Genomic DNA, 26179 nt, shown 5'->3' with positions numbered 1-26179 from the left:
TCCGCCCGCCCACGCAGAAGCGGCACGCCCCGGATCTCTCCGGTGCGTGCCGCTTGGCTGCGAGCTAACTGCAGAAGTGCTTAGTCGACGAGGTCGTGACGAACGATGATTTCGTCGCGGCCGGGGCCAACGCCGATGGCTGACATGCGGGCGCCGCTCATTGCTTCAATGGCGAGCACGTAGTCTTGCGCGTTCTTGGGCAGGTCTTCGAAGGTGCGCGCGCCGGTGATGTCTTCGTCCCAGCCGGGGAACTCTTCGTAGATCGGCACCGAGTGGTGGAAGTCGGACTGCGAGACAGGCATCTCGTCGAAGCGCACACCGTCAACGTCATACGCGACACAGACGGGGATCGTCTTGAGGCCGGTGAGCACGTCGAGCTTGGTGAGCACGAAGTCGGTGACGCCGTTGACGCGCGCTGTGTAGCGGGCGATGGGGGCGTCGTACCAACCACAGCGACGCGGGCGCCCGGTGGTGGTTCCGAACTCGAAACCGTTGGCGCGCAAGAACTCGCCCGACTCGTCGTGCAGTTCGGTCGGGAACGGGCCGGCACCAACGCGAGTTGTGTAGGCCTTGACGATTCCGATGATGCGCTCGAGGCGGTTGGGGGCAACACCCGAACCGGTAGCCGCGCCACCCGAGGTGGAGTTGGAGGACGTGACGAACGGGTACGTGCCGTGGTCAACATCCAGCATCGTGGCCTGGCCGCCCTCGAAGAGCACAATCTCGCCATCGTCGAGTGCCTTGTTCAGCAGCAGACCGGTGTCGGCGACCATGGGGCGCAGACGGTCGGCATAGCTGAGCAGCTCGGTGACGATCTCTTCAACCTCGATCGCGCGACGGTTGTAGACCTTCACGAGCAGGTGGTTCTTCTGGTCGAGAGCGCCCTCAACCTTTTGGCGAAGAATGTTCTCGTCAAAAAGGTCTTGAACTCGGATGCCGACGCGGTTGATCTTGTCGGCATACGCCGGACCAATTCCGCGGCCGGTCGTGCCGATTTGGCGCTTGCCGAGGAAGCGTTCCGTCACCTTGTCGAGGGTGCGGTGGTAGTTAGTGATGATGTGCGCGTTGGCACTCACCAGCAGCTTGGAGACGTCGACTCCGCGGGCGATGAGAGCGTCGAGCTCCTCGAAAAGCACCTCGGGGTCGATGACGACACCGTTGGAGATGATCGGGGTGACACCTTCGGTGAGGATGCCAGATGGCAGAAGGTGGAGCGCGTACTTTTCGTCGCCGATAACGACCGTGTGTCCGGCGTTGTTGCCGCCGTTGAATTTGACGACATAGTCGATGCGGCTACCGAGGAGGTCGGTTGCTTTACCCTTGCCCTCGTCGCCCCATTGGGCGCCGATAATGACGATTGCTGGCATGGTGGATCCCTTCGAAGAAGTGGGGGGATTACACCTCAGTCTACCCGAGAGCAGTCTTTTGCTTGTCGTAGCGATTTCTTGCGTGGCGGCGTTGCTGGGGACTCCGTGAGAATCGTGAGCCATCGTCGCCAGCGTCAGTGGTTCGTGTCAGCATGAATCATGTTCCGGATGCCACTGCAACACGTTTCCCCCGCCGAATCGCCCCGCGCCCTGTGCGCGATCGTTCCCCCGTTTTTGTTGTCGCGAATCGCGACGCTCGACGACCCCCGCTTTGAGCGAGCAGCCCATGCCGCGCAGCGATCCCTCATCGACATCGGGCATGACCACCTCGATCATGGGCGCCACGAACACACACTTCCGCCGCGGTCACTTCGCCCAGACGAGCCAGCGGAGCGCGGCATTGTGAGCCGCGCCATTTCGGATGCCCAGACCGGGGAGACTCTGCCCGGCATCCTCGTGCGCTCAGAAGGAGAGCCCGAGACAGACGACGCTTCGGTGACGGAGGCCTATGACGGCCTCGGCTACACGTTCGCGTTGTTCTGGGAAGTGTTTGAGCGTGACTCGATCGACGATCGTTCGTCGCCGCTCGAAGCGACCGTGCACTTCGGCTCGCTCTACGACAATGCCTTTTGGGATGGCAGCCGCATGGTCTTCGGCGATGGTGACGGTGAAATTTTCACTGGCTTCACTCGCTCCCTCAGCGTCATCGGCCACGAGCTTGCGCACGGAGTCACCGAATTCACCGCGGGCCTTGTTTACCGCGGCCAGAGCGGCGCCCTCAACGAGCACGTCTCCGACGTGTTTGGGGCACTCGTCGAGCAGCACGCCTGGCGCCAGACCTCGGCCGAAGCATCGTGGTTAGTCGGCGAAGGCATCTTCACCGATGAGGTCGAGGGCAATGCTCTGCGGTCTCTCAAAGCGCCCGGCACCGCCTACGACGACGATGTGCTCGGCAAAGACCCTCAACCCGCCCATTGGGATGACTTCATCGTCACGCGAGACGACAACGGCGGTGTGCACCTCAACTCGGGAATCCCCAACCGCGCCTTCTGGAGCACCGCCGACACTCTTGGCGGCTTCGCGTGGGAGCGCGCCGGGCAGATTTGGTACGACACCCTCACCAACGGTTCGCTCACACCCCGCAGCGAGTTCTCCGAATTCGCTGCCGCCACCATCGCCGCTGCCGCCACGCGCTTCGGTGACGGCTCGGACGAACAGCGCGCGGTCGAAGCCGGCTGGGCCTTAGTCGGAGTGATTCCCGCCGAAGCGTGACGCCGTGACCTAGAACCTCGCTCGCAGACGCTGCGTTGATTCGCACCTTGTTCGTCGTACCCTGTTCGCCTGCACCCTGTTCGCCTGCACCCTGTTCACCTGCACCCTGTTCGCCCGCACGGCGACGGGATAGCATGCACGTGTGAAGGTACAGGTGTGGCGCAGCGGTGGGCTTCTCGGTCGCCGCATCGAATGGGATGTCGTCGTCGATGAGCAGCCCGACCCCGAGCGGTGGTACGTGCTGATTGCAGAATTGCCGTGGCACGAGCATCCGGTCGAAAACACGATGCCCGACCGCTACATCTACGAAATTCACTGTGAACCGCACGAAGCGGTCATCCCCGAGCAGCAGCTCGTTGGCCCGTGGCGTGAACTCGTTGATCGCGTGCGCGAGGCTTCACAGCCCTCACGCCCTGCACCCGAGCCGCAGCCCGCACCTTCGCCTCAACCCAAGCCCGAGCCCGAGCCCGAAATCGAATGCGACTAGGTCTCCGCAGCGCACCAACTAGTAGCCGTATACACACGCCGTAATAGTGCTCGACTGGGTGCCTTTGATGGCGGTGGCGCGGCCGGAAGTGATCGCGTAGGAATCCGCGGGTGGGTAGTAGGTCGTCGGCACCGTCGTGTATTGATAACCAGAAGAGGGTGACGGCGACCAACCCACGTAGTTCACCGTCTTGCCTGCACTCAGGATGCGGTTCTTCGCTGCGGCGAGGTTCACTGTTGCCTCCCACCCAAAGTAGAAGGGGTTGGCTTGCAGGTCGGTCACCTTGCCCGTAGCGGTGACGGCGACACAGGCCTGCGTGTCTGTCCAGGTAGCGTGCGCCTGCGTCACCGAGTAGTAGCTGCTGGCACCCGGAGCAGCAATGGGCACACTGCTCACACAGATCGTGATGATCAGCTGCTGAGTATCGGTGAGGAGTCGGTTGTTATAGGACTCATTCCAGTTCGAACCGCCTGAGCCGGCACCCGTAATCACAAGAGTGGTTGGACTAGCAGAGCTGGTCGAGAATGACGCCTGCGTCGAACCCCGCGAGTAGATTCCGCCGGATCCCGTGCGGCCGTTGAACGGCGGCAAGGTCATGTCGGCATGCAGTTCCCACGCGCGCGGAGTGGCATCCGTTCCTCGCACGGTCACGTCGACGCAGAAGCTGGAACTTGTCGCGGAGGCTGGGATATCCCAGGCGGTCGAGTCGAGCGAGGTTGAGGTGTTTCCCGCAACGATCACGATAGAGCTCGGGGTGGGGGTGGAGCTGCCCCATGTGCCGGTCGACGCTTCAGCGACGAACACAGCGGGGTCAGTCCAGGCCGCCACCGTCGTGTTCGGCGTGGCAGTGGTCGCGCCAGCAAAGAGTGCCACGGTCGCTGCTAGCGCAACGATTGTCGCAAGAATGCGTTTCATCAGCCTGTTCATTCCTCCGTCACAGCGGCAGCGCCGGAGAGCGCCAACTGCTCGTCAGCTTCGCTGCTCTCGTCGAGCTTGCGAGGGTTCGACGGGAGCACCGTCAAGAGAATCGACGCAACGATCGCGACGAAGAGCGGGATGCCGATCATCGGCGAGCCAAGCGCAGTCAGCACGGAGCCTGCTCGGGGAATAGTGAGCACTGGATGCAGCGCAGTGTCACCGAGCGCATACTCGTAGGTTTCAGCATCCGGAGCATCATTGTCGTCACCCTGCATTTCGAAGTACACAGCGTCAGCATCGGTCGCGACATCAATAATGCGGTGCGTGATGAGATTGCCAGTGATCGTGGAAGGCAGGCTAGCGATATCTCCCACGGCAAGATCTTCGACGGGAACGGGGAACGCGACGAGCAGGTCACCGGTTCGAATCGCCGGCTGCATCGACTCCGACACCACCACGAGCGGCTGAATCAGGCCGAACGCGTGAGCAATCCAGAGCACTCCGGTGAGCGCGCCAATGACGGCCATGACCCACAGCAGCGCATCACCGACAGCCCGGATTACCTTCATCGCGCGCACTAGGGCACGTCCGTAGAGCCGCTGAAGACAAGCTCGACCGCGCCGGAGGAGAGGCCCTGATATGAAGTGGGCCAGCTCGTCGGCGTCGTGACGACAACGTTCAGCGGAAGGGTCGCGTTAGCAGCGAGAACTGTCGAGGTGAATGCGGCGGCGCTCGTGCGAACCTCGATCGTGGCCGGCGCAGACCCACCGAAGATGCTGTTGCTGCTGACGGCAAGGGGGTTCAGCGACACGTTGAGAGGCAGGTCCCCACCGTTGCGCACACAGATAGCGACTGTGCGCTGTTGATTAGGCACGAGGGCAGAAAACTCTCCCGAAGCGAGAGTGATGGCAACGGCACCCGCGCTGGTGTCTGCTTCGACGTAGGGCGATCCTTGAGCGGTCGGGCAGGTGCCGTTGACCGCCAGGGCTCCGTAGAGCTCGATGGATGCCGCTTTCGCGCTGGCAGAAAGGGTCGTCTGGGCAGTCCACGCGGCGCTCGTGGCGGCAGCACCAATACCGACCAGAGCCACGCTGGCCAGCGCCAGTCGGATGATCGTTGAAGTCTTTCGGGATTTGCTCCCGGGCAGCACAGACATAATCTCCCCCCAGAGACTGCGAGCAACCACTCTTCCGATTTATGGTCGCACTGCGACGCTATCCCGCGCGCCGGAAAAACAATAATGCGTCAGCGTTTCAGGCGCGAACTGGGGGTGGCACGAACTCCCTCACGGAGCGCCTCCCCTCCTTCATCCATCGTCGAAATGTCTTAGCGCAGCGGGTCGAAGGCGGTGAGCAGCGGGTGCTTGTCGCCACCGGTGATGGACTCGGCGAGAATCCGCCCCGTCAAGGGACCGAGGGTGACGCCCCACATGCCGTGACCGCCAGCGACGTGAACGCGCGGCGAGCGCGTGCCGCCGACGAGCGGTAGGCCGTCGGGAGTGCAAGGGCGCGAGCCGACCCACTCTTCTTCGCGGGCATCCCAGTCGACGCCGTCGAACATCGGGCTGGCCGCGTTGACGATGGTTTGGATGCGGCGAGAATCGGCCGGCGCATCGACTGACCGGAACTCCATCATGCCTCCCACGCGCAGCCGATCCCCGAGGGGTGTGCAGGCAACGCGTTGGGCGGGCAGGTAGATCGGGTGCGTGGGGATCACGGGCGGCTTCACGCTGAAGCTGTAGCCGCGGCCCGACTGCACGACTTGGCGCACGCCGAATTGGCGGGCGAGGTCGCCAAGCCACGTTCCGGTAGCGATAACGACTTCGTTGCTGAGCACCGCGTTCTGACCTTCGACATCAACGGCGACACCGGCAGCACCGAGGTCGCGGATGCCGGTCGCTTTCGCGCCTTCCACGATCGTGGCTCCGCGAGCGCGCACTGATGCCGCGAGCACCTCCATGAACGAGGGAGGGTTGATGAAGCGCTGGCCATCCACGCGCAGTCCATGAGTCACGAGCTTGGAGACGCTCGGCTCGAACTCGCGCAGCTCGTCGCCGGTGATCTTCTCAAAGCTCACGTTGCCGCCACCGGCCGCAACCTCATCGAATTCGTGGGTGATGACCCGACGGTCGGATTCATTAGTAAAAGCAGCAAGGAAGGGGTCGGCGTGCTTGAGGGCTGCAGAGACTCCGCCGTCTTCCATCCGGTCGAAGGATTCGAGGCTCCACTTGTTGATCTCGGCGAACGTGACCATGTTGCGGCGCCACATCTTGGGCGTCGAGTGACGCGCAAAGCCAGCGAGGAAGCGCAGCAGCGTCGAGTTGGCGGCGACCGGAACGTACACGGGCGAGGTGGGGTCGATAACCGCTTTGATGCCGACCTTGAAGATCGAGGGCTCCGGCAGCGGAAGTGTCAGTGCGGGAGCAACCCAGCCGGCGTTACCGAGCGAAGCACCAGCGGCAACGCCCGTGCGGTCGAGAACGGTGACCTCCACGCCACGCTCCTGCAAGAACCAGGCCGTTGACAGCCCTACGATTCCGGCGCCAATAATGGTGACTTTCGCGGGCTGTGTCATAGTTCCCTACTTCGTGAAGCTGACGTGCTGGGTAATCCAGTTATGCATCGCTACGGCAGCCGCGGCTGACGCATTGATGGATCGGGTTGAACCGAACTGGCTGATCTCCACGACATCCGTGGCAGCGTCGATTGCTTCGGGAGAGAGCCCGGGGCCCTCTTGGCCGAACAGCAGCACGCAGCGCTTGGGGATGTCAAAAGTTTCGATGATGACGCTGCCGGGCACGTTGTCGATCGCGATGATCGGCAGGTCGTTGGCTTCAGTCCACTCGACGAAGGCCGCGACATCCGGATGATGCAGCACGTGCTGGTAGCGGTCAGTGACCATGGCGCCGCGTTTGTTCCAGCGCCGCCGCCCAATGATGTGCACAGTGTCGGCACCGAACGCGTTGGCACTGCGCACGATGGAACCGATGTTCATGTCGTGCTGCCAGTTCTCGATGGCAACGTGGAATGGATGACGCGTCACGTCGAGATCGGCAATGATCGCTTCCATGTTCCAGTAGCGATACCGGTCAATGACGTTGCGGCTATCCCCGCGTTCGAGCAGCGCAGGATCGTAGTGGGCGTCAGTGGGCCATTCGCCCTGCCAGGGCCCCACGCCGTTGGTCGACAGCTCGACGCTGGGGTTCGGTTCAGTCACCATTCCACGATAGTCGTCAGCGGCCTAGCCTGAGTACCGCCTCGTGACGGCATCCCTGTGCGGGGCGACCGTTCGCGACTAGCCTTCGTAGCGCTCGACGCGCAGCACGCAGGTGAGCTCGTCTTCGGCGACAGGAATGACAGTCTCCCAGTCGGTGGTCGCGCCGGGCTCGGTTGCCTCGACATCCACCTGGGTGAGAGCGCGGGTGTCGTTGGCTCCGTTGAGCAGTGAGACGTAGATGCGGTACGTGGCGCTGGCATCGGTGGAGTTCGTCACGGACCCGTTCACGACCCAGTCGTCGCCATCGCGCTCGCACTGTTCAACGGTGGAATCAGCAAGAGCACCTTCAAGGTTCTCGCCGGTGCCAGGAGCATCCGTGATGTCAGTTACCCCGGGGGTCTGCTCTGCCGCTGCCGAGCTTTCGGTGGCGTCAGGCTGTTCCTCAGTGCCGTTGGTGCATCCCGCCAGCGTGAGCGCGAGAATCGCAAAAGGAACAGCGGTAGCGGTCAGTCGTGTGCGGAGTTTCATGAATTTTCCTGTCGTTGTCTTCTGCGGGCGAGCAGGATCAGAGCGAGGCCGGCGAGCAGTGTGCCCAACCCGGTTGCGAGGGTTCCTCGGGGGTCTGACCCAGTGTAAGAGAGTGCCTTGGTAGGTAGCTGCAAACTTGTCTGTGCGGTTGCGACCACGGGGTCTCCCGAGTTGATCTCGGTGCTCGTGACCGTTGCCGTTTCGTACAGCGTCGTTCCGGCATCGCTTTCACGGATGACGTAGGTTGCCGTTGCGGTGATCGATTCGCCCGGTGCGAGCGAACCAATCGCTCCCGGCCAGGTGCCATAGCGCATGGCTGACAGTCCCGACCGCGGGTCGGCGATCGTGACATTCGTCAGCGGCAGCGTTCCCGTGTTCGTCGCCACGTAGGTGAACGTCACAACATCGCCGGGGTAGCCCTGCTGGCCCGCACCGAGCACACCCGAAATCGTCAGTGCGATGTTCGGCACGTTCGGGATCGCGAGAACGTCGGTTGCTTCTTCCAGCGCGATGGCACCCGAGGGCGCGTTCGCGTCGACCGTGGCCACGTTCGTGGTCTGTTCGACATCCACGTCATCCTGAGTGATCACATAGGTTGCCGTTGCAGTAACCGACTCCCCCGGAGCCAACTCGCCCGGAGTACCCGGCCAGTTGTAGGTGAGCGCGGAGACGCCCGGCTTGGGATCACTGATCACCACTGCGGTGAGCGTGACGTTACCCGTGTTGATGACCTCGATGACGTAGTTCACGGTTGCACCCTGTTGAGCGAAGGTCGCGAACGAGCTTGTCTTCGTGATGGTCATCGACGGGTCTTCGACAATCGGCGTTGAGCCGGTGGCCGTATCCGTCACCACTGCGCCCACTACCGGCGTTCCCGCCGTGGAGGCGTCGGAGCTGATCGAGCCTGCGTCCACGTCATCCTGAGTGAGCACGTACGTTGCGGTTGCCGTGGCCGACTGGCCCGGAGCGAGAACGCCCGGAGTACCCGGCCAGGTGATCGTCAGCGTGCTGAGATCGATCTGGTCGTCGGCGATCGTGACACCGTTCAGCGTGACATCACCGGTGTTGGTGACCTCGAAGCTGTACTCCACGACGTCTCCCGCGTTGCCGGTCGCGCCAGCGGCGAGCACCTGAGTCTTCGTGATTTGGATGTCGGGGTCGCCAGCAGCGGTCGGCACCACCACAGTGTTGGAGGTGTCGATCACGGTGTCGCCCGCCGGGTTCGTCGATGTCACGTTGGCGGTGTTGGATGCCGAACCGGCATCGAACTCAGCCTGCGTGACCTGGTAGCTCGCGGTTGCCGTAACCGACTCCCCCGGAGCCAATACGCCGTCTGCTGCGGGCCAAGCACCGTACACAACCGCAGTCGTTCCGACCTTCGGGTCAGCAACAGTGACACCACTCAGTGTGGTTTCGCCCGTGTTCTCGACGGTGAAGGTGTAGTCGATCCACGAACCAACGACGACGGGGTTCACCGTGTCGCGCGGTTCGCCAGCCTTGGCAATGTCAACGCTCGACAGCGCCTCGATGAGCGGAACGATAGTCACCGCAGAATCAGCATCAACGGCGGTTGCGGCAGGAGAGTTGCCCTCGCCGGTCGCGACGTTGCGTACTTCACCAGCGTCGACATCCGCCTGATCAACAAGACGGGTCGCCGTGACGGTGACACTTTCGCCCGGTGCGAGAACGCCAGGAGCGGCCGGGTCTGGCCAGGTGTAGACGAAGCCGGTGAGGCCCGGGATCGTGTTCGAGAGCGTCACGCCATCGAGCGTGACGTTTCCGTCATTCGTGATGGTGAATGTGTAGTCCATGCCGTCGCCGAGCACACCCGTTGCTCCCGCAGCGAGAGCAGCGGTGTGGGAAGTGACGATGGAAGGTTCAGCATCCTCGGTCGGGTTGAATACCGTGTTCGAGACGCCCTGAACTTCGCTGCCATCAGGCGCGGTGCCGATCGCGGTCGCCGTGTTCTCTACGGTGCCGCTGTCGACATCTGCCTGCGTGACGGTGTACACGACGGAGCCAACAGCCTGCTCGTTCGGGCCGAGAATACCGGTGGCCGACGGGAAGGTGAGGTCGGAGGGAACAACATCGATCAGTGGGTCGAGAACTCCTACGAGGCGCAGGGTCACGTTTCCGGTGTTCTTCACGATGAAGCTGTACGTGATTTCAGAACCGACTTCACCCGAACCCGAGGTCATTACGCCCGACTTCTCGGCTGTGATGCTGGGGTCAGAAACTGCAGTCAGTTCCCGGTCAACGTTCGAGGTCGCCGTGACAGGGTCGCCGCCCGGCGTGACGCCACGGACGGATGCCGTGTTGTCGACGTAGCCACGGTCAACGTCATCCTGTTCGAGAACGTACGTGGCGCTCGCCGTCGCCGACTCACCCGGAGCCAGCACGCCGCTGTTGGCGGGCCAGACGATCGAGTTGATCGAAACGTTGTCGATGCTGTCGGTGATGGTCACCGTGCGCAGCGTGACGTTTCCGATGTTGCTAACCACAATCGTGTAATCGATCGTGTCGCCAGGACCATTCTCGCCCGCAACAGCCAGCTCGCTCGACTTCGTCACCTGCAGCAGGCCATCAGCCGCGAGAGTGACGGTCGCCGGAGCAGTGGCGCTTGCCGCAGCGCCCACCGGAGGAGTTCCCTCACCGGTGACAACGCTCGACACAGCACCCGAGTCGATATCGGCCTGAGTCAGCGTTTGCACGCGAACTGCCGTGACCGTGTCGCCGGGAGCGAGAACGCCCACGACGCCGGGCCAAGTGTAATCGCCGGCGGGCAGCGAGCCAATAAAGTCGCTCAGCTCAACGCCCGAGAGCGTCACGTTGCTCGTGCTCGTGAAGCTGTAGTTCCACGTGACAGTGTCGCCAGCCTCAGCCGGGCCTGGATCGGTTAAAGCACCAACGTTGGTCACCGAAACCACCACGCTCGGAGCCACGGTAGGCACCTGGGTCGTGTTCGATACCGCAGCGATGGGGTCGCCGCGCACCGGAACGGCCGTAGCACTCGCCGTGTTTTCGACGTAGCCGCGGTCAACATCCGACTGACGGATGTCGTAGCTGGCCGTTGCGGTCACCGTCGCGTTCGGGGCAAGAGTTTCTACCGCGGTCGGCCACTGCACGGTGGGCGTGGTCATTCCGGGAAGCGGATCAGTGACCACGATCGAACCGATCGTGACATTACCGGTGTTGCGAACTTCGAACTCGAAGTCAACGGTGTCGCCGACGCCGTTCTCGCCCGTCACAGCAATCTCGCCCGACTTGACAACCGTCATACTCGGCTGCGGCTGAACCGTAGTGATGATGACCTCGTTGGTGGTTGCCGGAACATCGATGTCGTTCGGGTCAGTAGCTCCCACATCCGCGATGTTGGAGATGTAACCACGGTCGATGTCAGCCTGCGTGAGCTGAACTGAAGCCTCACCGATCACGCTTTCACCGGGCAAGATAACACCGGGCTGAGCCGGGTTCGGCCACGTAATGGTCGGAACGCTAAGACCCGGAAGAGGGTCGCGCAGTTCGCCATCGTGGAGCGTTACGTTGCCGATGTTTATCGCTTCGAGACGGTAGTCAACCCAGTCGCCGACCTGTCCGATTCCACCAGCACGCAATTCACCCCACTTCTTAGCGTCAAGCTCGCCATTGGCCGCGATCGCTACTGCGGCCGGCGCATCCTCGGTGAAGGCGACGCCAGACGGCGGTGTCGCGCTACCGGTCACCACGTTCGCCACGGAGCCCGAGTCAATATCAGCCTGAGTCAGCTCGTACGTTGCCGTCGCGGTGACGACAGCGCCCGGCGCGAGTGTTCCCGCCGTCGCGGTCGGCCACGAGTAGTCCAGAGCCGAAATGTTAGGCAGCGGGTCCGCCAGCGAGACCGCCGTGAGGGTCTGGTTTCCGCTGTTTGTCAGCGAGAACTCGTACTCCACGAGGTCACCCTCGAAGCCGGTCGCACCGGGAGCGAGGGCACCGCTCTTGGTGACGAGGATGTCGGGGGCAGCAGCATCCGTCGGCGTCGACTCGAGAGCCGTGTTGCTCGGCACCGCAGCATCGGTCGGCGAGGTGCCGTTGGCGACAGCAGTGTTATCTACTGAGCCGGCATCCACATCAGCTTGGGTGATCGCATAGGTTGCGGTCGCTGTGGCGATCTCCCCCGGCGCAAGAACGCCGTTGTCGCCCGGCCAGTTCACCACGGGGGTGCTGAGGCCGGGAAGCGGGTCGGTGATAACAATCGCGTCGACCGTGACGTTTCCGGTGTTCTCAACCTCGAACGTGTAGGTGATGATGTCGTTGACACCGGCGCTGGCACCCGTGCTCGATGACTTGCTCAGCAGCAGCGAAGCAGCGGCCGGAGCGACGGTCGTTTCGGTGACCGTCGTGCTCACCGTGATCGTGTCACCGATGGGCGGCTTTCCGCTGGCGGTCGCCACGTTGGAGACAGAGCCGCGGTCGACGTCATCCTGAGTGATCGTGTAATCAGCAATGGCCGTAACCGTCTCACCTGGTTGCAACTCGCCGGTGGTTCCTGGCCAAGTGAAGACCGGGTTACTGACACCAGCAAGAGCGTCAACAAGGTCGACGAGCGTGAGGGTGACGTTTCCGGAGTTTGTGATGCCGAAGTCGTAATCGATCGTGTCGCCAGCATTGCCGACGCCATCCACGGTTCCGACCTTCGTTACGTCCATGCCAGCCTGCGACGCGAGCACAACCGCTGCCGTCGCGGGGTCGCTCACGGCATCGCCGCGTGGAGGCGTGCCCGAACCGACTGCGTCGTTGGCCACAGTTCCGGCGTTGATCTGCTCCTGGGTGAGCGTGGATGTCGCCGTTGCGGTGACCGATTCGCCCACCTTGAGCGTGCCGTCGGCGCCGGGCCACGTGTACGTCAGAGCCGAGATGTCCGCGAGGGAATCGACGATCTCCACACCGGTGAGCGTGACGTTGCCGGTGTTGCTGAGCTCGAACGACCAGTTAACGGTGTCGCCCTCGTCGGCGCGAGCCGGGTCAGCGAGAACACCGCTCTTGGTGAGTTCAACCTCGGCGCGAATCGTTTCTGTCGGAACCGTGTTCGCTTCAGAGTCATCGGTGACGTCGGTGCCGTTGGGGTCAACGCCATCAGCGGTCGCGATGTTCAGAACAGCGCCAGCATCCACGTCATCCTGAGTGATCTCGTAGTCCGCCGTGGCGGTAGCGATCTCACCGGGAGCGAGCACGCCAGGGCTTGTCGGAGTTGGCCACGTGATCGTGATCGCCGAGAGGCTCGGCAGTGGGTCTGTCAGTGTGACGGAATCGAGGGTGACGTTACCCGAGTTGAGAATCTCGAACGAGTAGTCGATTGTGTCGCCGAGGTCAGCCGAGCCCTGAGGCGCACCAGACTTCGTGACCGTGATGTTCGGAGCCGGCAACACCATCGGCACAATAACTTCGTTCGAGGCTTCGACAATGACGACACCCTGCGGGGTCTTCGCCGACATGTCTGCCGTGTTGGGGATATAGCCGAGGTCGACGTCTGCCTGCGTGATTACATACGTCGCAATACCGATGACAGATTCGCCAACCGGAATCTCACCAGGCTTTTCGCTATCTGGCCACGTGATAACCGGAACCGAGAGTCCGGGCAACGGGTCGAGCAACTGGCCCTCATAGAGGGTGACGTTTCCGTCGTTGGTCACGGTGAGCGTGTACTGCACGGTGTCGCCCACAGCACCGACGCCACCATTCAGAATCGTTCCCGACTTGAAGGGCGTGAGCACGGGTGCTGGCGTGATCGTCACTGTCTCATCGGCAGTGTCGTCGACGGTGCCTGCCGCAGGAGTTGTTCCCTCGGCCGTCACCGTGTTGTCAACCTTGCCCGCATCAACATCAGCCTGCGTGAGCTCGTAAGTGGCAACCGCGGTTGCACTCTGGCCGGGCGCGAGAGTGCCGTCCGTCGCGGTCGGCCACGTGTAGGTCAGCGCGCTGAGACCCGTGAGTGGGTCAGTCAGCGTGACACCCGTGAGCGTGACGTTTCCACTGTTTCGCACGGTAAACGAGTAGTCGATGATGTCGCCAGCGAAGCCAGTTGAACCAGCCTCGAGCGCACCGTTCTTGGTGGTTTCAATCGCTGCAGCAGCAATGACGGTCGGCACATCGATGGGGCCGACTGAATCGTCAACGGCACCCAGCGGTGACGTTGCGTCGACATCCGCCGAGTTGCGCACGTAGCCGCGGTCGATGTCAGCCTGCGTGATCGCGTACGTTGCGGTCGCCGTTGCTGTCTCAGAAGGGGCGAGCTCGCCGTCGGCACCGGGCCAGGAATAGACGATGGTCGACAGTCCGACGAGCGGGTCGTCAATCGCAACATCGGTGAGGGTCGTGTTTCCGGTGTTCTCCACGGTGAAGCTGTAGTGAACGAGGTCGCCAAGAGCCGCGCCATCCGGAGTTGTACCGACCTTGTCGATCGTGACTGATGCCGTGCGCTCAATGGTGGGGTTCACCGCAGGATCGGAGAATTCGAAGTACTCGCTACCGTCGGGGGTCGCACCCAAGGCTTCAGCGATGTTGGTTACAGAACCCGCGTCGACATCGTCTTGAGTGATCGTATATTCGGCAGTGGCTGTGGCTGTTTCACCGGGAGCAAGAACTCGTTCAGCCCCTGGCCACACGATGACCGGAGCGCTGACACCAGGCATGGAGTCGATGAGCACAACACCCGAGAGCGTCACGTTGCCCGAGTTGGTAATACTGAAGGAGTAGTCAACAACGTCGCCGACTTCGCCAAGCTGCGCGCCGAGGTCTCCGGTCTTCACGATCGTGAAGTCGGGGGCTGGGGTGAGCGGAAGCGTTGCGGAGGCCGGCTGTGTCACAGCAGATCCGGTCGGCGGAACGCCCATCGCGTTGACGCTGTTCGCGAGAGAACCAGCATCGATATCGCTCTGCAGCAGTGTGTACGTTGCGGTTGCGGAGACATCGTCGCCTGGATTGAGCAGGCCGTCAGTCGCCGTCGGCCACGTGCCGAACGTCACACCAGTGAGTCCCGGCAGCTGATCGATGAGGTTGACGGATGTCAGGGAGACGTTTCCGTTGTTGGTGACGGTGAAGCTGTATTCAACAGTGTCGCCCGCGACTCCCGTTGCTCCCGCAGCAAGGGCCGCGCTCTTGGTCGCGCTGAGCGAGGGAGCGGCGGCGACGATCTCGGTAACGACCTCAGGAGAGTCACCGGTGACCGCTGTGCCCTGCGCGTCGGTTCCACTCGCGGTTGCCGTGTTGGTGACGTCACCGTTGTTGACGTCGCCCTGAGTGATTTCGTAGGTTGCGGTTGCTCCGACGCTTTCACCGGGGGCGAGTGACTGCGTGGTGTTGGCGGCAGGCCAGTTGACGGTGAGATCGGTGAGGCCTGGCAGAGGATCGGCCAAGGTGATGCCAGCCACGGTGATGTTTCCGGCGTTGGTGATCGTGAAGGAGTAGGCGATCTCATCGCCGAGTTCGCCAGCGTCAGCAACGACCGCTGACTTGTCAACGGTAAGGAGAGGAGCGGGGCGAACGGTCGGAATGATGACGGTGTTCGTGATCGCGGGAACAAGGACGTTATTCGGCGTGAGGGCTTGAACGCGCGCCGTGTTGTCCCGGAATCCGCGGTCAACGTCGTCTTGAGTGAGCGCGTACGATGCGGTTCCCGTGACGGACTCGCCAACCTTGAGCACGCCAGGTTCTGCCGGGTTCGGCCACGTGATGACCGGAGGCGTGATTCCGGGCAGCGGGTCGAGCAGTTCTCCGTCGTGGAGTGTCACGTTTCCCGTGTTCGTCGCGATCAGCACGTAGTCGACGATGTCGCCGACTTGACCGATTCCGCCAGCGCGGAGCTCGCCCGATTTGCTCGCGCTGAGGCTCGCATCGGGCTCGACGACAACGGTTGCCGCTACTTCGGAGCCATCAACCGTGACGGCACCGGGGTCGATACCCGACGGCGTCGCGAGGTTGACTACTGAACCGGAGTCCACATCGCTCTGCTTGAGTTCGTAGGTCGCGACAGCGGTTGCCGTGGCGCCAGGAGCCAGCACACCATCGGTCGCCGTAGGCCACGTGTACGTGATGGTCGAAAGATCAGCGAGCGGGTCAGCCAACGTCACGCCGGTCAGCGTGACGTTTCCGTCGTTCGTGATGGTGAACGAGAACTCGACAGTGTCGTTAGCTTCGCCCTCAGCACCCGACTCGAGTGCGCCACTCTTTGTCGCCGAAATGGCGGGGGCCTGAGCAACGAGAGGCGTGACCGCGGCAGGCGAATCATCGGTCACCGCTGCGCCATCGCGAGCGGACTCGGCATCGCCGGTCGCGACGTTGCTGACCGAGCCAGCGTCGACATCCGCCTGCGTGATCGTGTAGTTCGCCGTGGCCGAGACGGACTCGCCGGGAGCCAGCTCGCCGTCCACACCAGAAAGCCACTCGCCGTAGACGAGAGCGCTGAGCCCTGCGAGAGAGTCGGTGATTGCGGCATCCGTCACGGTGACGTTTCCGTCGTTCAGCATCGTGATCGTGTAGCTGATCGTGTCGCCAACGACACCGGTGCCGTTGAGCACGGCGTTCTTGGTCGTCACGAGAACCGGGGCGGACGCTTCAGTGGTGACCGTAACGGTGGTGGAATCCTCATCGAGGATCGCTCCAGCAGGAGTCGAAGCGAGCACGCTTGAGTCGTTATCGACGAAGCCGCGGTCGATGTCTTCCTGCGTGAGGGCGTACGTCGCGGTCGCGGTCAGCACAGCATTGGGAGCGAGAGTCTGGGAGGGGTTGCCTGTCCAGTCATACGAGATCGCCGAGACACCGTCGAGTTCGTCGATGATGCTGATCGAACTCAGCGTGACGTTACCCGTGTTGGTCACGGTGAACGTGAAGTTCACCGGATTACCGAGACCGCGGGCGGCCGGAGTGGCGTCTTCTGACTTGACGATCGTGATGCCAGCGTCCGGCGCCAGCGGCACGGTCGCGGCGGTGGTCGAATTGGCGACGGCACCACGCGACGGAGTACCGGATGCGGTCACGGTGTTCACGACGGAGCCCGCGTCGACATCCGCCTGCGTCACGACGTAGTCGTCAGCGGTGGCCAAGACGCTATCGCCGGGGTTCAGCTGACCAGAGATGCCGCTGGGGAAGGTTCCGAAGACGGGCGTCACGCCGGCGAGAGCATCGTTGAGGGTCACGCCACTGAGGGTGACGTTTCCGGTGTTGGTAACCGTGAAGGACCAGTCGATCAGGTCGCCGGCGTCTTGAGCGGCGGTGCCTGTTTTCGTGACCGAGATACCGGGGGCGGCGGGCGCGGTCGGAGTCGTCACCGAAGAGACCGGGCTTTCAACCGGCACGGCGGGATCTGCTGTAGTGGCACCGGCAGCCTTCGCCGTGTTCGTCACCGAACCGGCGTCGACATCGGTCTGAGTGATCGTGTAGTTCGCCGTTGCTGTGGCGGATTCACCCGGGTCGAGTGATGTCGCGGACAACGTCGGTGTTGCTGCACCCAGGAGCGGGTCGTTGAGAACGAGGTTCTCGATGGTCACGTTTCCCGTGTTCTCCACCAGGAACGAGTACGTGATCGTGGTGCCTTCAGCGGCCGGGCTCGGCACGACACTGGCGGTCTTCGTTGTCGTGAGCTCGGGACGCTGGGCACCGGTCGCGACAACGACGGCGCCAGAGCTTGCCGCCACCTCGGGGCCGCCGCCCGGAGTTTGCGCGGTCACGTTGGCGGTGTTGGTTACCTCGCCGGCGTTGAGGTCGTCTTGATCGATCGTGTACGTTGCGGTCGCCGTGGCTGTCTGGCCTGGCGCAAGCTCATTGTCCGCTCCCGGCCAGACGAAGGTCGGAGCGCTCAAACCAGGCAGGTTGTCGATGAGCGTCACGACGGTGAGTGTCTGGTTACCCGTGTTGCGAATCGTCATCGTGTAGGTGATGACGTCGTTTTCTGCACCGGTTCCACCGACGGAGGCAACCTTGCTGACCGAGATTCCGGGAGTAGGCGTGATCGAGACCGTCTCTGAGTCCGTCTCGCTGAAGGGCGTGCCGGAAGGCGGAGTGACGGTGGCCGTCGCGGCGTTACTGACAGAGCCAGCATCCACATCCGACTGCTTCACCGTGTAGTTGGCGGTAGCGGTGACGGTTTGACCCGGGGTGAGCACACCTGTGGCACCTGGCCACGTGTACGAAATGGCGCCGAGATCAGCCAGCGGGTCGGCGACGGAGACACCCGTGAGTGTGACGTTTCCGGTGTTCTTCGTGGTGAAGGTGTAGGTGATGACGTCGCCGGCAACACCAACGGAACCGGGGGCGAGCGCGCCAGACTTCGCGAAGGTCGCCACGGGGTTCGCCGCAACGGTCGGAGTGATGACTTCATCAGAGGGGTCAGTGATCACGCCGGCGGAGGGCGACGTGCCCTGACCTGTTGCCGTGTTCGTGACCGAACCCGTGTTCACATCGGACTGCTTGATCGTGTACTTCGCGGTGGCGACAACCTGGGTGTTGGGCTGCAGCGTTCCCGTCACGCCGCCAGGCCAAGCGCCGTAGGTGAGCGTGCTGAGTCCCGAGAGCGGGTCGCTCGCCGATACCGACGTGAGAGTCGTGTTTCCCGTATTGCGCACGGTGATCGTGTACGTAATGACATCGCCAACGGCACCGGTTCCGGCCACGCTCGAGGTCTTGGTGGTGAGGATGCCGGGAACGCGCGTTGCGGTCGGAGTAGCTACCGCAGCAGACGACGCCGTGGCGTTCGCGCCTGCGGGAGGCTTGCCCGAAACGGACGCCGTGTTGTTCACAACGCCAGCGTTCTGGTCGGCCTGGCGGATGACATAGTCAGCCGTTGCCGTAATCGTCTGACCCGGAGCGAGGCGGCCAACAGTGCCGCTGGTCCAGGTGCCGTAGGTGAGTGCGCTGAGTCCGGGACGCGGGTCGGCGATGATCACGTTGGTCAGGGTGACGTTACCCGTGTTCTCGGCGGTGAACGTGTAGCGGATGGTGTCACCCACCACGCCCGTGCCGGGAGACACAATGGCTGCGGTCTTATCGAGCGTGATGCTGGAGTTCGATGCGAGCGGAAGGGTTGAGGGAGCAGTGGCCGTCGCGGGTGAACCGCGCGGCGGAGTACCCGAACCATTAGCGGTGTTCGAGACAGCGCCGGCGTCGATGTCGGCCTGCGTGAGAACGTACGTTGCCGTGGCTGACACGCTCTGGCCCGGAGCCAAGGTTCCTGCCGTCGAGGGCCACGTGCCATAGGTCACGGCGGAGACGCCGGGAAGCGAGTCAGTGACCGCTACCGAGGTGAGCGTCACATTGCCCGAGTTGGTGAGCGAAAGGCTCCACGTGACAACGTCACCAGCAACACCCTGCGCGCCCGGCGCGAGAGCGCCCGACTTGGTCACACCGATCTTCGGTGCAGACGCGATCGTCGGTGTGACGAGCTGCGGCGACGGAGCAGTCACGGCAGCGCCCGTGGGAGGCGTACCCGTTGCGGTCGCAATGTTCTTGACCGAGCCGGCGTCAACATCCGCCTGCGTGATTGTGTAGGTGGCGGTTCCGGTGACGGTTCCGTTCGGGTTGAGCTGGCCGCTAACGCCACCCGACCACACGTAGGTGGGGGTGGAGAGCCCGCTCAACGGGTCGGTCAGCGTGACGCCCGTGAGCGTGACGTTACCGGAGTTGCGAGACGTGAAGGTGTAGGTGACGGTGTCGCCGATCGCGCCGGTTCCCGTGCCGCCGACAACAGCGCTCTTGGTCGTGATGAGCGCAGGCGAAGCGGCAACAGTCGGCACGACAGCCTGGGTCGAGGATGCCGTAGCAACGGGGCCCGATGGCGGCGTTCCGGATGCCGTAGCCGTGTTCTTGACGGAGCCAGCGTTCACGTCAGACTGCTTGATTGTGTACGTCGCGGTAGCGGTGACCTGCGCGTTCGGAGCGAGAACTCCGGTCGTGCCGCCCGGCCAGGTGCCGAAGGTGACAGCCGAGAGGTCCGCCAGAGTGTCAGTGATGCCGACGCTCGAGAGCGTGACGTTTCCGGTGTTCTTGACGACGAACGAGAAAGTGACGGTGTCGCCGAGCTTGTTCGCCCCGGCTGCCGTAGCGCCCGTCTTCGACACCGTGAGCTTGGCGGTCGAGGCGAGCGGAACCGTAGCGCTGCTGGTCTTCGGAGCAGCAGCACCGCCGATGACGCCCGTTCCCGTTGCGGTCGCGGTGTTCGCGATCGAACCCGCGTCAACATCCGTCTGCTTCACCGTGTAGGTAGCGGTGGCCGTCACTTGAGTGTTCGGCGCTAACGTTCCGGTGGTGCCCGACGGCCAGGTGCCATACGTGATCGACGAAAGACCAGAGAGTGGGTCGCTGACCGCGGCACCCGTGATCGTGACGTTGCCGGTGTTGCGGATGACGAAGCTGTACGTGACGACTTCGCCAGCAACGGACGTGGATCCAGCCGGCAGCGTGCCGGACTTCACGAGCGAGAGAGTCGGCGCCGGAGTAACGGTGGTCGTCACCACGGGGTTGGAGTCATCGCTGACGGGAGTCGCGCCCGGAGCCGTTCCCGCTGCTGACGCCGTGTTGGCGATCGAGCCAGCATCAACATCCGACTGCTTCACGGTGTAGCTTGCGAGGGCTGTAGCCGTCTGGCCTGGAGCCAGGGTTCCCGCCACACCCGGCCACGTGACAACAGGAGTGGAGAGACCGACGAGCGAGTCCGTCAGAGCGACGCCGGTGATGGTCTGGTTACCCGTGTTCGAGATCGCGATGGAGTAGGTGATCGAGTCGCCGACTTTGGCTCCCGAAGTGACGTTCGCCGACTTTGTGGTGGTGAGCTCAGGGGCACCCGTGATCGTGGGCACGTTCGCGGTCGACGGTGCAGAAGTGACCGTTGCGTTCGTCGGAGTCTTGCCCGACACTGTTGCCGTGTTCGCTACCGAGCCCGCGTTTACATCGGCCTGCTTGACCGTATACGTCGCGGTCGCGGTCGCCGTCTGGCCCGGAGCAAGTCGCCCGGCCGTCGCGGTCGGCCAGGTGTATAGCGGCGCGGAAAGGCCCACGAGGGAATCCACAATCGCGACACCCGTCATCGTGACGTTTCCGGGGTTCGTGATCGAGAACGAGAAGGTCATCGTGCTGCCGACACCGCCGGTGCCTGAGGTGACCGCACCCGTCTTCGTTACCGCAAGGGCACCATTCGAGGCGACGACAACGGTAGCGGGAGCGGTCGCCGACACGACGGCACCGGTGGGAGGGGTGCCGCGGGTCGTCGCAGTGTTCGCGACTGAGCCGGCGTCAATATCCGACTGTTTCAAAATGTAGGTGGCAGTAGCCGTGACCTGTGTTTGCGGCAGGAGACGACCGGCTGTTCCGCTCGGCCAAGTGCCGAACGTGACGGCCGAAAGGTCGGGCAACGGATCGGTGATGCCAACGCCCGTGAGCGTGACGTTACCGGTGTTGCGCACGACGAAGCTGTAGTTGACGGCATCGCCAGCGACGCCGGTTGCGCCCGCCGCGAGGACCGCGTTCTTGGTCAGCGATATGGTGCGAACCGAGGCGATCGTGGGCGTCGTGATCTGAGGTGACGGGTCAGTGACCGTCGTCGCCCCGAACGAGCCCTGCGAGGTCGCCGTGTTCTTGACAGAACCCGCGTCGACATCCGACTGAGCGATTGTGTAGGTCGCCGTGGCCGTGACCTGCGCGTTGGGCGCAAGCGTTCCGGAAACTCCGCCGGGCCAGGTGCCATAGGTCAGAGCCGAAAGCCCGGTCAGTGGGTCCGCGATCGAGACGCCCGTGAGCGTGACGTTACCGATGTTCTTCGCGGTGAACGTGTACGTGATGACATCGCCGACAGCACCCGTGCCGGCAATACTTGCCGACTTTTGAGTGTCGATTGCCGGTGATGATGCGACGGTTGGCACGACAGCCTGCGGGGACGTTGCCGTCACGGTTCCGCCCGACGGCGTGCTTCCGGATGCCGTGGCCGTGTTCTTCACAGAGCCAGCGTTAACGTCAGCCTGCTTGATCAGATAGGTGGCCGTAGCGGTCACCTGAGTGTTGGGAGCAAGCGTGCCTGCTGTGCCGCTCGGCCAGGTGCCGAAGGTCACGGCGGAGAGGTCGACGAGGCTGTCGGAGATGCCAACGCCAGTGGCGGTGACGTTACCGGTGTTGCGCACAACGAAGGAGAAGGTGACGGTATCGCCCACGGAACCGTTTCCGGTCGTGATCGCGCCCGACTTCGAGACGCTGAGCGCGGGGCCGGCAGTGATCGGAACCGTAGCGGGGCTGACGCTGGTGACGGCGGCGCCGGTGGGCGGGGTGCCGGAACCGGTGGCGGTGTTCGATACCGAGCCGGCATCCACGTCTGACTGCTTGAGCGTGTAGGTAGCGGTGGCCGTAACCGACTGTCCGGGCGCGAGCGTTCCGGCGGTGCCCGAGGGCCACGTGCCGTAAGTGAGCGCCGAGAGACCGGGGAGCGTGTCGGTGGCCGAGACCGAGGTCAGGGTGACGTTGCCCGAGTTGGTGAGCTTGATCGAGAAGTTCACGGTGTCGCCAGCGCGGCCGGTCGAACCGGCGGCGAGCGCACCCGACTTGAGCGTCGTGACAACGGGGTTCGCCGTGACGGTCGGAACGGTGATTTCAGACGAGGGGTTGCTCACGGTAGTGCCGGCGTGAGTTCCACTACCGGTGGCGATGTTCTTAACCGTTCCGGCGTCCACATCGGATTGCTTGATGGTGTAAGTCGCAACTGCGGTGACGGTCTGGCCGGGTGCGAGCACGCCAGTGGCACCGGGCCACGTGTAGGTCAGCGCCGAGAGGCCAGTGTGCGGGTCAGCAATCGTGACACCGGAGAGTGTGACGTTACCGTCGTTCTTCGCGCTGAACGAGTAGCTGATGACGTCGCCGACCTTGCCGGTTGCGCCGCCGGCAATCGTTGCCGACTTCGTGGTCGTGATGAGTCGAGTCGGTGCGACCGTGGGCACTACAGACTGCGTGGAGGCCTGTGTCACCGTGCCGCCGGTGGGAGTCTTCGCCGTAGCCGTAGCCGTGTTCTTGACCGAACCCGCATCCACATCGGATTGCTTCACCGTGTACGTCGCGGTTCCCGTAGCCGTCTGACCGGGAGCCAATACTCCGGATGCTCCGGGCCAGGTCACCGCGATGGGGCTGAGTCCCGAGAGCGGGTCGGCCAAAGCCACCTGGCTGAGGGTGACGTTTCCGTCATTCTTCACGCTGAAGGTGTAGGTCACAACCGAGCCGACAGCGCCGGATCCTGTCGTGTACGCGCCCGACTTGGTGACAACCATCTTGGCGTCAGCCGTGATCGGAACCGTCGCGGGAGTCGTCCGCGTCACGTCAGCACCGGTCGGAGGTGTGGCCTTCGCCGTCGCACTGTTCACGACCGCACCGGCATCGACATCCGATTGCTTCACGGTGTAGGTCGCGGTTGCTGTGACGGACTGACCGGGCGCGAGAGTGCCTGCGGTGCCCGGCCACGTGCCGTACGTGATCGAAGAGAGGCCCGAGAGTGGGTCGGTGATGCCCGCATTGGTCAGCGTCACGTTGCCCGAGTTCGTCAGAACGAATGAGTAGTTCACGGTGCTGCCAGCAGTTGAACCGCCCGCGAGCGCGCCCGACTTTGTCAGCGAAACGGCGGGGGTGCGAGTCTGAAGCGCAACATCCACTCGAGGGGATGCCGCAGTGACGGTCGTGCCGCCGGGTGATGTTCCCGAGCTGGAGGCTGTGTTGCGCACGAGGCCAGCATCGACATCCGACTGTTTGACGGTGTAAGTCGCCGTGGCGGTGGCGGTCTCGCCAGGAGCCAGGGTGCCGGCGGTGCCCGGCCAGGAGTAGGTCAGAGCAGAAAGCCCGGCGAGCGGGTCAGTGATCGCGACGCCAGTGAGGGTGACGTTTCCGGTGTTCTTCGCGCTGAAGTTGTAGGTAACGACACTGCCGACACCCTTGGGGTTGGCTACTGTTCCCGACTTTGTCGTGGTGAGCGCGGGAGAGGCAGGCGCGGTTGCTAGCGTCACTTCATTACTGACGCCCGTGACGGCAACGTTTTTGGGAGTTCGCGCGGTGGAGCTCGCCTGGTTCACGATCTTGCCGGCGTTCACATCCGCCTGCTTGACCGTATAGGTCGCGGTTCCCGTGGCGGTCTGGCCCGGTGCGAGGCGACCCGCGGTGCCCGGCCATGTGACGGCGATCGCCGAGAGGCCGGTGAGCGGGTCAGTCAGCGTCACCGAAGTGAGCGTGACGTTACCGGTGTTCTTCACAGAGAACGAGTAGTTGACGGTATCGCCAACATTGCCGACGCCAGCACCGGCATACGCTGCAGTCTTCTTGGTTTCGAGAACAGCATTCACCGGGATGGGCGTGGTGCGGTTGGCCGTCGCGACGGGCTTGATACCGCCGTCGGCATCCGTGCCGGTGGCGCTCGCCGTGTTCGCGATCGAACCGGCATCGACATCTGCCTGCGTCAGCGTGTACGTTGCCGTTCCCGTCGCGGAGGCACCAGCGGCGAGGGCGCCAGCGGTTCCTGTCGGCCAGGAGTAGGTGATGGCGGAAAGTCCGGGCAGCGGGTCAGTGACCGCTACTCCGGTAAGGGGCGAGTCGCCGTTGTTCTTAATGGTGAAGGTGTAGTTGAGGGTGTCGCCGGCGCGACCGGTTGCTCCACCGGCGAGCGCGCTTGTCTTGGCGAGGGAGATCGAAGACAGCAGCACGCGAGTGGAGTCGCTGCCTGTCGCCGGACTGTTTCCCACCACAGTGCTCGCCGTCACTGAGGCAGTCGAGTCGTAGCTGGCGGTCGTTGGACCATTCGCAACACACGTGTACGTATACGACTCAAGCGGGGCAAGCGTCACGCCGGTCAATGTGCGTGCACAGTTGGTTTGGTCGTCTGCGACGACAATGTTCTGCAGAACCCCGACGCCTGAGTTGGTCACGGTGATCGTGAAGGTTGCCGGTTCTGTTGCCGTGCGCGATTGCTGGTCGAGCGTTCCGTTATAGGTCTTGGAGATATTGATTCCGGCGCTGGGCACGGAAAGGATCGCGTTTTGCAGCAGGTACGAGTCCCCGCTCGTGCTCATGCGGAGGTTGACGGAGGTGTCGCCCGCCTGCACGTTTGTCAGGTTGGTCGTCGCGACATCCACGCTCTGGTTCGTAAAGGGCCCGACGTCGGTGAGCGCCGTGTAGCGAACAGAGCCCTCTCCTCGACCGATTCCGATGTTATTTGCATTGCCCGCACTGTTGGCTATCTGCGTGTAGCCGCCGTTGCCGCGCGAATACTCGGCAATGTCGCCCTGGATGATGCGGTCACCCTCATAGAGCGAGAATCCAGCGCGAGTTCCGGTGGCAATCGCGCTGAAACCGTTGAAGGCAACCGTCAGCGGTGCCTCAGCGGCGGTCATGCGAACGTGACCCTCGTAGAAGATGATGCGGTGCGGCTGCGACAGCGGTTGGCTCGGAATGTAAATGCCGTAGTCGTAAACGACCGTCAGAGTCCAGCCGGCGTAGCAACCAGCACCCTGCGGTGCCCACAGGTCGCCAGCGGATACCGTGAGCGGGGTTCCCGTGGCCGCTCCAGCGAAAGCTGTGGTGACGTCAGCGCTTGCGCTGTAGTAAATCGACGAGGGCGTGCCGACCGGGTCTTCCAGCAGTGTCGTCGGCGCCACGGTAGTGACGGCGCCAGTGCCCACCTTGAGTTTGGCGGGCGCGGTGCGATAACCGGTTGCCGAACCGGCAGGCATAAGAGCGGTGCCGCGCGTCGCGTTCGGGCTCGCACACGCATTTTCCGTGATCCCCGTGTAAGCACCGGTGTTGGCGCTCCAGCTCAGGAAAGCTTTCTTGACGCCGGCGCCCGCGGGGATGGTGATGTTTGCCGAGCTCGAGTTGGTGGTGAAGCCGGCTACCGTGTTCGAGTTTTCGAGGTAGAAGTTGTCGTTGGCCGTATTGCCGTTTCCACCCGATGCCGAGTGCAGGTCGATACAGGTACCAATTTGCGCCGCCGAGTAGAGCGGTCGGTTACAGGCGAGAACGCCGTTACCGGCCATGAGGAAGTCACCGTTGACGGTGGTTTGGTAGCTCGGCGACGTACCGGCGTTGGTTCCCCACTGCACGACGGCAGCTTCGGCGGGCGATGACGGCATGACAGTCAGTCCGGCCACGAGAAGACCGAAGGCGACGACAGATGCGACGCCACGCATGAACGCGCTTCGAGCACTACGCTGCGTGCGCTCCACGTTGATGCTGTTGTGCCGCACTATTTCTCTCCCCCGAGTCAAAATCCCTGACTTTGCGGGTCATCGCATCGTCAACGAATAGCCCTTCGGGTGAGCGCATCTCCTCCAACCATAAACCGTTGGTCGAAGTTTTGGACAGCCTAACCAGCCGAAGCCGCCCCGCACTGGGGCTAGAACTCTGATTCTTA

The 26179-nt window shown here is 63.3% G+C and carries 10 protein-coding genes; 2 read left to right on the top strand and 8 right to left on the bottom strand.

The window, feature by feature from the left end; all coding sequences use genetic code 11:
- Positions 1-80 precede the first annotated feature (80 nt).
- Positions 81-1367: an adenylosuccinate synthase gene (locus I6E51_RS02220; protein ID WP_197106697.1), complete on the bottom strand. Its 1287-nt coding sequence runs from the start codon at positions 1365-1367 to the stop codon at positions 81-83.
- Between the two features lie 168 nt (positions 1368-1535).
- Here I6E51_RS02220 and I6E51_RS02215 point away from each other — a divergent pair, with 168 nt between their 5' ends.
- Entirely contained in the window at positions 1536-2639 is a 1104-nt protein-coding gene (locus I6E51_RS02215) for a M4 family metallopeptidase (RefSeq protein ID WP_197109301.1), read from the top strand.
- A gap of 142 nt (positions 2640-2781) precedes the next feature.
- Entirely contained in the window at positions 2782-3126 is a 345-nt protein-coding gene (locus I6E51_RS02210; protein ID WP_231599623.1) for a protealysin inhibitor emfourin, read from the top strand.
- Between the two features lie 18 nt (positions 3127-3144).
- Here I6E51_RS02210 and I6E51_RS02205 read toward each other — a convergent pair whose 3' ends face one another.
- The 7 genes from I6E51_RS02205 to I6E51_RS02175 form a co-directional block, all read right to left on the bottom strand.
- Positions 3145-4041 (bottom strand): hypothetical protein, encoded by an 897-nt coding sequence (locus I6E51_RS02205; RefSeq protein WP_197109300.1) that lies wholly within the window; start codon positions 4039-4041, stop codon positions 3145-3147.
- 8 nt (positions 4042-4049) lie between these two features.
- Positions 4050-4613, bottom strand: coding sequence for a signal peptidase I (locus tag I6E51_RS02200; RefSeq protein ID WP_197109299.1), 564 nt, complete (start codon positions 4611-4613; stop codon positions 4050-4052).
- Positions 4614-4621: 8 nt separating this feature from the next.
- A complete protein-coding gene (locus I6E51_RS02195; RefSeq protein WP_197109298.1) occupies positions 4622-5200 on the bottom strand; it encodes a hypothetical protein in 579 nt (192 codons plus the stop codon).
- 170 nt (positions 5201-5370) lie between these two features.
- Entirely contained in the window at positions 5371-6618 is a 1248-nt protein-coding gene (locus I6E51_RS02190) for an FAD-binding oxidoreductase (protein ID WP_197109297.1), read from the bottom strand.
- A 6-nt stretch (positions 6619-6624) separates the two neighbouring features.
- Entirely contained in the window at positions 6625-7263 is a 639-nt protein-coding gene (locus tag I6E51_RS02185) for a TrmH family RNA methyltransferase (RefSeq protein ID WP_197109296.1), read from the bottom strand.
- A 75-nt stretch (positions 7264-7338) separates the two neighbouring features.
- The gene (locus tag I6E51_RS02180) at positions 7339-7788 is read right to left on the bottom strand and encodes a hypothetical protein (RefSeq protein WP_197109295.1); all 450 of its coding nucleotides are present in this window, start codon (positions 7786-7788) and stop codon (positions 7339-7341) included.
- Entirely contained in the window at positions 7785-26012 is an 18228-nt protein-coding gene (locus I6E51_RS02175) for a DUF11 domain-containing protein (protein WP_197109294.1), read from the bottom strand. Before I6E51_RS02175 ends, I6E51_RS02180 begins: the two co-directional genes overlap by 4 nt.
- Between the last annotated feature and the right edge of the window lie 167 nt (positions 26013-26179).

This window comes from Salinibacterium sp. NSLL17 (genome assembly GCF_015864935.1).
GTDB lineage: Bacteria > Actinomycetota > Actinomycetes > Actinomycetales > Microbacteriaceae > Rhodoglobus.
This window is presented reverse-complemented; position numbering and strand designations above follow the sequence as displayed.